Origin of the sequence: Limnospira sp. PMC 289.06, assembly GCF_032350395.1 — a bacterium.
Classification (GTDB): Bacteria; Cyanobacteriota; Cyanobacteriia; order Cyanobacteriales; family Microcoleaceae; genus Limnospira; species Limnospira platensis.
In genome coordinates this window covers 35,980-46,319 of the sequence record NZ_JARPLC010000019.1, presented here as the reverse complement: position 1 = coordinate 46,319, position 10,340 = coordinate 35,980, and the positions used below count along the sequence as shown (strand labels likewise).

8 protein-coding genes are annotated in these 10,340 nt (G+C 44.4%); 4 read left to right on the top strand and 4 right to left on the bottom strand.

All coding sequences use genetic code 11. From position 1 onward, the window contains the following. Positions 1–164 precede the first annotated feature (164 nt). Positions 165–2,336: an alkaline phosphatase D family protein gene (locus tag P5674_RS06750; RefSeq protein ID WP_315669880.1), complete on the top strand. Its 2,172-nt coding sequence runs from the start codon at positions 165–167 to the stop codon at positions 2,334–2,336. Between the two features lie 160 nt (positions 2,337–2,496). Further along, positions 2,497–2,763 carry a DUF1816 domain-containing protein gene (locus P5674_RS06745; protein WP_014277194.1) on the top strand — a complete coding sequence of 89 codons (267 nt, stop codon included), beginning with the start codon at positions 2,497–2,499 and terminating at the stop codon, positions 2,761–2,763. 22 nt (positions 2,764–2,785) lie between these two features. Here the strand turns inward: P5674_RS06745 and P5674_RS06740 are convergent, their stop codons facing one another. The 3 genes from P5674_RS06740 to P5674_RS06730 are packed head-to-tail and all read right to left on the bottom strand — an operon-like array spanning position 2,786 to position 5,113. Next, a complete protein-coding gene (locus P5674_RS06740; RefSeq protein ID WP_315669879.1) occupies positions 2,786–3,619 on the bottom strand; it encodes an alpha/beta hydrolase in 834 nt (277 codons plus the stop codon). A gap of 4 nt (positions 3,620–3,623) precedes the next feature. Further along, entirely contained in the window at positions 3,624–4,973 is a 1,350-nt protein-coding gene (locus tag P5674_RS06735; RefSeq protein WP_315669878.1) for a serine hydrolase, read from the bottom strand. Further along, on the bottom strand, positions 4,958–5,113 hold the full coding sequence (locus P5674_RS06730; protein WP_231852024.1) for a hypothetical protein: 156 nt from the start codon (positions 5,111–5,113) through the stop codon (positions 4,958–4,960). The genes P5674_RS06735 and P5674_RS06730 overlap by 16 nt, the downstream gene beginning before the upstream one ends. On the opposite strand from P5674_RS06730, the gene P5674_RS06725 reads away from it, so the two are divergent. After that, a complete protein-coding gene (locus P5674_RS06725; protein WP_234933471.1) occupies positions 5,107–6,819 on the top strand; it encodes a hypothetical protein in 1,713 nt (570 codons plus the stop codon). The two genes, P5674_RS06730 and P5674_RS06725, sit on opposite strands and share 7 nt — an antisense overlap. Before the next feature lie 26 nt (positions 6,820–6,845). Here P5674_RS06725 and P5674_RS06720 read toward each other — a convergent pair whose 3' ends face one another. Next, on the bottom strand, positions 6,846–9,002 hold the full coding sequence (locus P5674_RS06720) for a Tex family protein (RefSeq protein ID WP_062945997.1): 2,157 nt from the start codon (positions 9,000–9,002) through the stop codon (positions 6,846–6,848). 120 nt (positions 9,003–9,122) lie between these two features. Between P5674_RS06720 and P5674_RS06715 the strand changes: the two genes are divergently transcribed. Next, positions 9,123–10,265, top strand: a complete 1,143-nt coding sequence (locus P5674_RS06715; protein WP_014277188.1) for a SpoIID/LytB domain-containing protein — start codon at positions 9,123–9,125, stop codon at positions 10,263–10,265. Positions 10,266–10,340 lie beyond the last annotated feature (75 nt).

Here is a 10,340-nt window from a genome sequence, read left to right as displayed (position 1 = left end):
ACAAGATTAATAAACCCGCCCTCATAGGTTCTGCTAATTCCTCCCCCCCCAGGGACAAGATTAATAAACCCGCCCTCATAGGTTCTGCTAATTCCTCCCCCCCCAGGGATGAGACTAATAAACCCGCCCCTACGGGATGATTATTTTTTATCGCGTAATTAAGAATGTTGAACGCTGAAGATTTTTACAGCGAATCGTTTTATCTAGCCAATAACCCTGACGTAGCGCAAGCAGTTGATTTGGGAGTTATTAGTAGTGGCTTTGAACATTTTATCGAGTCAGGTCAGTTTCAGGTTAGACAACCGACACCGCTTTATGATGAATTATATTATTTGACGACTAATCCTGATGTGGCGGCGTTGGTCAATGTAGGTGCGATCGCCAGTGGTTTTCAACATTTTATTAATTTCGGTCAGCGGGAAAGACGCAATCCCAGCATTCTATTTAATACGGATTTTTATATAGATGAATACCCCTTTATTCAAGCAGCCATAGAAGCCGGAGATATCACAGCGATCGAGCATTTTGTCAAAGCCGGTCAATTTGAGGATTTTCGCCCTAGTGTATTGTATAACCCTAATTATTATTTAGCCCGAAATCCTGATGTGGCGGCGAGGGTAGAACGTGATGAACTGACCGGTATCGAGCATTATTTGGATATTGGAGCGGCTCAAAATCGTGATTTTAGTGCTTTTCTGGAGGTGAATGGTTCCAGTTTTCCGAACCGTGTCGCTAGTGGAGATACTAGGGAAAATAGCACAATTTTAATGGCGCGTAATACTGTGGTGGGTCCCATTACTTTTGAAACAGCCACCGATCCGAATTTTAATAATGTGGTTTCCTCGTTGACTACTAATAATTCTGATCCGACGGTTCCGGTTAAGGTATTTGTGTCCGATTTAACGCCGGGGACACCTTATTTTTATCGGGTTACTAATGCTATGGGGGAAAGCGATCGCGGTATTTTTCGCACTCCTTTATCTTTGGGAAGTCAAGGCGGATTAAGGTTTGGTGCTGCTGGTGATTCTCAGGGGGAATTAATGCCTCATGTCGCCGTCAGAAATGCCCCAGAACGTGGTCTAGATTTTTTTGTACAGTTAGGAAATACAATTTCTGCCAGTACCGAGTCTCCTGATTTACCAGGTGTTTCTCAGGCGGAAACTTTGTTAGATTTCCACACCAAACATAATGAGATTTATCGGGAACGTCTGACTTTGAATCCTTGGGGAAATTTGCGGGTAGCAACTTCTATGCTAGGGGTGTGGAATGATGGGGAAATCATCGATAATTTTGCCGGTGGTAGTCTGGGGGCAGATGGTGAGGGTGATTGGTTGAATAACAGCGAGATTTTTGAGACCGCGTTGGCGGGTTTTTTAGATTATCAACCTCGGCGACAGGAAAGTTATGGAGACATTAGCGATCGCCGTACCGCTAACCGAGAACAACTGTCTCGCGTTACTACCTATGGAGATGATGCAGCCGCGTTTTGGTTGGATGTGCGATCGTTCCGGGATGCACCCTTAGAACAGGTCGCAGAAACCTCTTTTCCCGAAGATATTGACGCATTTTTGCGGGATTCTTTTGATGCTAATCGAACCATGTTGGGACGAACTCAGTTGCAACAGTTGCAGTTAAATTTACTAGGCGCACAGGCTGCCGGTTTAACTTGGAAGTTTATATTTTCTCCGGTTCCTATGCAAAATTTGGGGATTCCGGGTGCAAGCGATCGCTGGGAAGGATACGCCGCTGAACGCACTAGACTCCTGAAATTTATTGATGATAATAATATTGATAATGTCGTGTTTGTGTCCGCCGGAGTTGGCGGAACTGTAGTTAATAATTTGACATTTGCTGAGGAGTTTGGCGGGCCGCAAATTCCCGTAGATGCTATGGAAATTACCGTAGGTCCGGTGGGCGTACAGACCGATTTAGGATCGGGTCTAGTGGGGGCTACTTTGGGTCCGGTGGCTGTTAATGGGGCCACTGAATGGCAACTAACCCGACAAGGAAAGGCGACTTATGAGGGGTTACAGACCCGCTGGGAACGCGATCGCCTGGTGGAGAATCTCCTAAATACTCGCCTTGAAGATATGGGTTATAATCCTATTGGTTTGGAGGGTTCGGGAATTGATGCACAGGAAATAGTTCCGGGTTCCTATTTGGCCGCTCATACTTTTGGCTGGACCGAGTTCGTCATTGATCCCAATACTCAACAACTTAGGGTGACCACCTATGGGGTCGAACCTTATACACAGGTCGATGTCCAAAGGGTTCCGGCGCAGGTGATTAATCGTCAGCCCCAAGTGGTCAGCGACTTTGTGGTAAATCCTCAATAATTGGGCTTGAAAAATTTGATACAAGGCACTATAACAAACGGTAAAAATTCATAGGAAATTTATGTTTTGTGGCGATCATGATTAATTGGGTCGCTTTTGGGCACGCTGAGGACTCTACTCTATGTTAAAACTTCATCCCCCTAGGTCACAGGCAACAACAATGAAAAATTTTGTGGTTAACCAGTTTAATACTTTTGGGTTGGCGTTTTGGGTTGAAATTATGACCGAAATGCCTCGATGTACCTATTACTTTGGGCCGTTTCTTACCGAAAATGAGGCGGAAGAAGCAGAACCGGGTTATATTGAGGATATTCAAGGTGAAGGCGCTACCGGTCTACAGGTGGCAGTTAAGCGCTGTCAGCCTGATATTTTGACCGTGGCGGCGGATCTTGATCAAAATTTTGATAATCCCCTACAGTGGGCATAGTGGCTTAACTGGGGCGGGAAAATTAGCCGATATCAACAATATTAGGATGGTTTTTGATCCAGTTATCGATATCGGTGATCACTTGATCGGGGATCTCCCAAGGGAATAAATGGGCTGTGTTGGGATAGCAGTTAAACTGCGAATTGGGTAAGTTTGCCGCCGTTTCTTGACTGGAGATGGCGGTAATATGTCGATCGCATTCTCCGGCTAATATGAGGCAATGAGAGCTAATATTTCCCAACTCAGCTAGACGGTTATATCGGTTTTTTAATGCTTGTCTCAGGGCTATGGTGGCTGGTCTGGAGGTTTGTAAATAGGCGGGTGTGGCTTGTTTGGCTATGTATTTATAGGCGGTGGGTGTATGCTGTTGGATTAAGTAGCGAAATAGCGATCGCTTACCGAAAAAATTGATATTCCACTGATTACCTGGCCATATCCAATTAATCATCCCCGCAATTCCGGTTAATAAATTATCTACCCATGAAATCGGAGGATGGTTCCCACGGGGATAGCCAGACGTAGCCACTAAAATTAATCCCGTAAACCTTTCCGGGTTTCTTAATGCTAATTCTAGGGCGAGTATACCTCCCAAAGACCAGCCAATAATTAAACATTTATCTATTTTTAAGCTATCTAAAAGCTGTTCGATATCTTCGAGATGATCGGTCATCTCAAAGGGTTGTTTAACCTGACTTTTCCCATAGCCTCGCAGGTCTGGGGCGATAGTTTGATAGTTTTGGGATAGGTGATCTGTAAACACGGACATACAGCCTCCTGACCCAGGATGACCATGAAGACACAGTATCGGAAATCCTTGACCGCGAATTTCTGAGTTTAAGGAAACAGCTAAACTCATCAGTTTATAACTGACCTCTCATGATAATATGTTCCGCAATACCAGCGATCGCTCTGCGGACTTGGGGAATATTTCCGGCTGAGTTATCGGTAATCGTAATAATATACCTTTCCCCGTCAATACTAGCCGCTAAAGTCGTGCCAATTACCCTAGAGTTTTGACCAGTTTTTTCCCCTAACCACTGGGCTTTTAATCCTTCTAAGGCTTGATAACCAATTTCGCGATCGTACTGATGACTTAAAGCCTCAATTAATAGTTCCGAGTGGGGGTGTTCATAGTTGTAAATTTCTACCATCATTTCCGTGAGTTCATCACTGGTCATGCTATTGCGACCTCTACCAGGTCGAAAAGGCATAATCCGATCGCCCATGAGTTTAAATTGCACCCGCGTTTGTTTATAACCATGTCTTTCTAGTAGTTTATTGATATAATCAGAACCCAAATAGTCGATAAGTTGATTAGTCGCGATATTACTACTATGGTCAATCATTTGAGCCATTAACATTTGGAGAGAGTAGGATTTGCGGGCGCGAATTGACGAAGCATCTTCCGTAAAATTACCCCCCTCGACATAGATTTCTTTGTCAAAACTCACCTGTTCCTCAGCCGCTTTGTGTAATAAGGCGATCGCCACAGGAACTTTAATTAAACTAGCTGGACTCGCCGGAGGTTGATGACCCCGTAAACTAGCACAATGGCGGTTTAAATTACAAACGCTGATGGTCGCATTACGCGATAAACCACTCCTAACTCGAATTTCTTCTAAAATTTCCGATTGAGCATTTCTTAACTGGAATTTGATGCTATTATAGCGGTCTTGATACTCGATAATTTTCGCGGTAGCTTGTGGGTTTAAAAATGAATCCTGGGGAATTTCCTGTAAATTGGCGATCGCTCTTTGCCAAAAGGTAGCCATTTGTTGTCGCGTTTCCCAAGATATCTGAGAACTTTTGCCGATCGCCACCGCTTGATTGGCTAAACTGATCGCTTGTTTCCAATTATCATTAGCCCGCTGTTCAATCATAATTTGCACATCCAGGCGGCGCAGTTGTTCGATCATCTGCTGAGAAGGTTCCCGCCTATGGTTAGGAAATAATGACATTAATTGACGGGAATTACCTGCTGATTCTGGGGAGTTTTCTAGGGTGTATAATAACTCGTCCCGGAGGCTCATCAATTCATTGAGGGAAGTAGCCCCATATAATTTTGAGGATGACCCTAACATAGGTAAGGTTTGAGTTAAGCCAATAGTGACGGCAATGGCTACAGCACCAAGCCACCGGGTTTTGGACTTGAGTGGATTTAAACGTTTGGGACTGCCTAAGTAGGCACAATTGGTCAATTGTGCAGCCATTGTTTCTCCTCATCACCAACAGCAAGGATCATAGCAGGAACTGTGGCAATAGGGCGATCGCCTAGGGAAAATTTCCCAGTTTTTTTGTGATCACCCTGGGATATACTGAGGAAACATTCAATCAGGCGGGACAGTGACATCAGAAACACCAAGCCTAGGGGGATCGGATTTACCCCCAGATCAATCTGTTGTATCCACGCTTGGGGACGATTCCTCAAATCGATGGTATCTAGGGCTGGATGTGGGGACGACCGGAATATCGGCGGCCCTTTTGGATCGCCTGACTGAGACTGTTTACCCTATATATTGGCTGAGTGATTCTCAGGAAGGCGATCGCATTTTTCGCCTCCCCAGTCGCGTCCACTTGCATCGAAAATCCGGGGAAACAGAAGTTTTACAAGGATTTAAACCTTATCTGAGTTGGGCTATTCCCCATCATTTTGGTGAGCATTCTACCCCCTGTCCCATCCTTGAGGTATCCCCAACCCAAAAGTTATTTTTAGGGACCTTTAAGCAGGCTTTACAGTTGCTATTATCGACTATTTCTCCTCAAGGTGGGGGTGACAATATCAACAGCCAAGATGGTGATTTGACTTTACCTAAAAACTATCAATCTGCTGCTAATGGTTTAACTGATCAGGAGTTCAAAACCGCTTTAGATAGTTTAGCGGGGGTCGTGGTAGGATGTCCGTCTCAGGCTTCCCATGCTTATGGTTTTAATCTGCGGGAAACCATTTTGGCGGCGGGTTTGGTCAACAGTCCCTCTCAAATTTGGATGGTCGAAGATGCGATCGCTACTTGGTTAAATGAATCGGAATCTCCAACAGACGAACCTACCTTAATTATTGATGCTGGCGCTGCTACCACCGAGTTAATGGTGATCGGAATATCTCAGGATCATGATTTAACTTATGCCGACTGTTTTGGTGTCAGTGTCACCTATGGTGGCTATGATGTGAATTTGGATATTATTTGTCAATTCTGTGCCGAAAATATGATTGATTGGGATGGTTCATATTTAGTCCTACCTACTCCTGGGACATCCCCACGCACTCACCGCGATCGCCTTCAACAAAAGTTAATTTTATCAGCTTTAATCGATGCGATCGAATCCCAAAAACCCAGTTTACAAGCCGGCAAAAATGTCACTATTTCTCTACAGGGTCAGGAGGTCAAAGTTACCAGTAATGAGTTACAGCGTCGCGTGTTAGTTCCTTTTGTTCAGAACCTGAACCGAGAGTTAAATAATCTCATTAGTAAAGTGGGGGTTTCTCCCGTAGGGATTAAAAGGGCAATTTGTCGGGGTGGTAATGGTTCATGGTCCGTCTTGAGTCAATGGCTGCGGCAAAAGTTACCTAATGCGACTATGATATCAATTACTGATCCAGAATCTTGGTGTAATTATGCGATCGCCAAAGGTTTAGCCAGGATTCCTTTATTTCCCGAATTATTGAATTATTCTAGCCAACAATATGGGGATTATTTCTTATTGAGTGAACTGCTGCGGGTCTTTGGCGATTTACCTTTATCTATCCCAGAGGTGATGACTCGTTTAGAAGAAAGAGGCGTAAATACTCGTTGCTGCAAATCTCAGATTTTAGCTATCCTCAAAGGTCAACTACCCCCCGGGTTCATTCCCTCAGAATTAGACACCCCCCTAATTGTTCCCATATCCAAACATCCTGAAATCGATATAATTAACCAAGGTGCGATTTTTTACCAAGATGTTGACTCTAGCTATTTTGTCAACCTCGAAAGGTCGGAAATGTGCCTACAATATCTTGATAAACTCTCACGAGAATATCACCAAGTTTTAACAGAACCCTTGGCGATCGTGCAATTGTAGGGAAACAGCCGGGGGTAAGTCTGAGTTTAACTGCGTATTCTCATCGATAAACTAATCCGATTTAACTTTTCGTTGACTTCCAAAACCTTCACTTTCACCACCTGTCCGACTCGGACAATTTTTTGAGGGTCTTCCACAAAGCGATCGGCTAATTGGGAAATATGAACTAACCCATCTTGATGGACTCCTACATCTACAAAAGCCCCAAAATTCACCACATTAGTAACAATTCCCTCTAACTCCATTCCCGGTTTCAAGTCCGACACCTCTTTAATATCATCCCGGAAAGTAGCATATTTAAACTCAGCCCGTGGGTCTCGTCCAGGTTTCTCTAATTCAGCGATAATATCCTTGAGAGTAGGTAAGCCGACCGTATCTGTTACATAGCCTTTTAAGTCGATTTTTTTGAGTTTGTCAGCAGTTTTGGTAATCGCATTTAAAGGGATTTCCACATCCGCTAAAATTTGTTCCACTACCGGATAACTTTCTGGGTGAACCGCCGTATTATCTAACGGATTAATACCGCCACGAATCCGCAAAAATCCCGCAGATTGTTGAAACGCTTTCGGCCCTAATTTCGCCACCTTTAAAAGCTGTTTACGATTTTTAAACGCTCCATTTTCATTGCGATATTTCACAATATTTTGGGCGATAGTGGGAGTAATTCCCGACACAAAAGTTAGGAGTTGCTGGGAAGCCGTATTTAATTCAACGCCCACATAGTTTACACAACTTTCTACCGTTTCATCAAGTTTTTTCTTGAGCAATTTTTGGTCAACATCATGTTGATATTGTCCCACACCAATGGATTTTGGGTCAATTTTAACTAATTCTGCTAACGGGTCTTGGAGGCGGCGACCAATACTAATCGCCCCCCGAATTGTCAAATCTAAATCCGCAAATTCTTCCCGCGCCACATCACTCGCCGAATAAATAGAAGCACCAGACTCGTTTACCATTACCGTAATAGGTGGAGATTCTAAAGAGGCGATCGCCTCCTTAATAAACTCTTCCGTTTCCCGTCCAGCCGTACCATTCCCAATAGCAATTAATGCGATTTTGTACTTTTTAATCAAGGCTTGAATCGTTTTGGTCGCTTGTTGACGTTGTGACTGTGACTGGTGGGGAAAAATTGCCTGATATTCGCAAAACTTGCCAGTTTCCGACAATACCGCCACCTTACAACCTGTCCTGAAACCTGGGTCAATGGCTAAAGTAGGCTTCATTCCCGCTGGTGGAGATAGTAATAATTCCCGCAAATTAGCTTCAAACGTCTTAATAGATTCTAGGTCTGCGTAGGATTTGCGATCGCTCCTAATTTCACCAATCAACGAATTTTTCATCAGGCGATTAAAAGCATCTTTAATCATCTCCTGATAAAACTTGCGAATCTCCCGATTTTTACTGCGAATAACTTGGGATTCTAAGTGATGCAGCACCAAAGCCTCATCAAAATCCAGATCAACCTTGAGAACCCCCTCAGTTTCTCCCCGGAATAATGCCAACAAGTTATGGGGTTTAATATCCATCACATTTTCCCGAAAATTCCGATACATTTCAAATTTCGTCGAACCTTCTGGGTAATCATCTTTAATCCGCGAAATAAACGCGCCATCATTGATTAAAAAATCGCGCACATCTGCCCTTAAAAGCGCCGTCTCTGCCACCTGTTCCGCCAAAATATCCGAGGCTCCAGCCAAGGCATCTGCCACCGTTTTAACCCCCTTTTCTGCGTCAATATATTTAGCCGCTTCTGACTCTAGGGAAACCGTGGGCGCTTGGGGTTGGTTAAGGGAACTAATCAACTCAGCTAGGGGTGCTAATCCTTTTTCCTTAGCCATAGTCGCGCGGGTGCGACGTTTGGGACGATAGGGAAGATATAGATCCTCAAGTTCAGTTTTTAACAAACAGTTCTCAATTTGGGTCTGGAGTTCATCCGTGAGTTTTCCCTGAGAGGCGATCGCCTCCAAAATGCTAGTTTTTCGTTCCTCAAGTTCAGTTAAATAAGCATATCTTTCCGCCAGAGTTCGCAGTTGAATTTCATCAAGGGAACCCGTCCTTTCTTTCCGATAACGTGCAATAAATGGAATAGTCGCCCCTTCCGCAAATAATGCCAATGTATTTTCAACTTGAACCGGTTTTAACGAAAGTTCCTGAACTAGAATTTGAGTAATATTAAGCATAGACTTTCAATCGACTTGATTTTGTGACTTAAGATTGGTATACCAAATTATTGTAAATGCTACCCTCTGAATATGGGTGTACAGTCAAAGTTAGTATCTCGCACATCTGAGAATTAATATATGAGTTCAGGAATATTTTGGGCTTCACTGTTACTTCGTCCTCTCCAGCGTTATGGGTGGCTATCCCTGCTGCTGTGGGTGCTGATGATGTCCCCAGCCGCCGCCTCCGTATTAATGCGGGTGGCCATAACCACTAACACCAATGATATTAAGGTCGGAAGTTCCACCCCAGCAACAGTCCGCGACGGTAGCGGTAACGTCTTAGGACAAATCCCCAATATGGGCGCAACTGTCGCCAAACCTGCATCAGGTCAGGTATCCCTCAGCCAATGGAAAGCCGGTCAAATTTGGGTGGAACCCTCCCAAAACGGCAAAGTCTGGATCGGTGATAATTGGTATCGGGGACGGGTGTTATTAATCCAGCGCAATGGTGGGTTAATGGCCATTAATTATGTCGATCTCGATCAGTATCTCTACAGTGTCCTAGGGGCAGAAATGGGGGGAAATTGGCCCATTCAAGCCCTAAAAGCCCAAGCTGTCGCGGCGCGGACCTATGCACTGTATAAGCGCCAAAATAATAGCAGTCAGATTTATGATTTAGGGGATACTCAAACCTACCAGGTCTATCGTGGCGTGTCTGGGGAGTCACCAGCCACTCAGACTGCCGTTAGGGCGACAGCAGGTCAGGTGTTAACTTATAATGGTCGGGTGATTTTGGCTGTTTTCCATTCTTCCTCTGGGGGTCACACCGAAAATGTTGAGGATGTCTGGGAAAATCCCTTACCCTATCTGCGCGGGGTTCCAGATTTTGATAGTGGTTCTCCCGTGTTTGAATGGACAAGGACTTTTTCCACTAATGACCTTAGTAACCGCATTTCAGGAGTTGGTCAAGTTTCGTCTATGACACCCGAAAGAACCTCAGCTTTTGGAAGTGTAATTTCCATGAGAGTTGTGGGAAGTGGCGGAACTCGCACTATTAGCGGTGAAGATATCGCTAGAGCTTTGGGGTTGCGTAGCACCAGATTTAGGGTCGATCGTAACAATGCTTCTGGCAATTTTATAGTCACTGGTCGCGGTTTTGGTCATGGTGTGGGTTTGAGTCAATGGGGGGCTTATAATTTGGCTAATGCTGGATATAATTATCAGCAAATTCTCGCCCATTATTATCGAAATACAACTCTGGCTAGAATCCAAGTCCAATAATTGATAATTATTAATTGTCGGGGCGGGTTCTGCTGTGAATTCTCCATCCCCACGACCATCTAAATAAACCCGCCC